The following is a 772-nucleotide window of genomic DNA, read 5'->3' on the forward strand; positions in this document are numbered from 1 at the left end:
ACGTTGTAGGTAATTTTTAAGACATTTAGATATGAAATTAAATATGTTGCTGTTTTGTATTTTTTTAGTGTTGATTCCCAGTTGCAACAACAGAAAAAACGACAGAAACTTAAATGAAGAATTGATTGTTTATAACGAAGGTGTTTACAGAGATTTAATTGAGGAAAACAAAGATTTAAAAATAAAAGTTATTGACACTCTATGCATAAATCAAAAAAGGCGAGCAAAAAATCATATTACTAAAGGCGACGATTTAATTTATTTTACATCGCAGACATGGTATGAATTTCCTCAAATGGGCAAATTACTCCAAAAACACAATATTAAGATTCGGGATTACAGTTTCCGAGATTATGGTTTTTCTCCAGAATTTGAAGAAGGATGTTACGAACGAGAAATGAATTTAGAAATTTACAAACGATTCGGGGAAAACTTTATAGATTCACTTTGGCAAATTGCTGAAAGAAATTTTGTTCTAAAGTATCCAGACAGTATTTATATAAAGGAAGGACAAGATATCCGTAGAAAATATATCTCTATAGAATGATACAAAAACTACCTACAACAACGTATAATGCTAATGGCTACTTTTGAACAAATCTGAAGCTTCGTCATTTTTAAAAACACTATATTTAATTCCGAATAATCTCGTAGAAGGCTTCGCCGTGGCTTCCGAGTCGCACGCGTCGACGCCGCTGCCAACATTTGCTCCGCAAATTTGGTTGAGCCACAACGAGCCAAGGGCCGCCACTGGCATTATACAAACACGTTG

Annotated in this window: 2 protein-coding genes; one reads left to right on the top strand and one right to left on the bottom strand. The window is 33.9% G+C overall.

Annotation, left to right across the window (positions count from 1 at the left end):
* Window positions 1-31: 31 nt before the first annotated feature.
* Complete coding sequence (locus tag ACY2RU_RS17710; RefSeq protein WP_490139815.1) at window positions 32-547, top strand: hypothetical protein; 516 nt, start codon at window positions 32-34, stop codon at window positions 545-547.
* Window positions 548-577: 30 nt separating this feature from the next.
* Here ACY2RU_RS17710 and ACY2RU_RS17715 read toward each other — a convergent pair.
* Window positions 578-772: hypothetical protein (locus ACY2RU_RS17715; RefSeq protein WP_490139816.1), on the bottom strand; the 195-nt coding region annotated here is incomplete at its 5' end.

The organism is Ulvibacter sp. 2305UL32-6 (assembly GCF_058148545.1).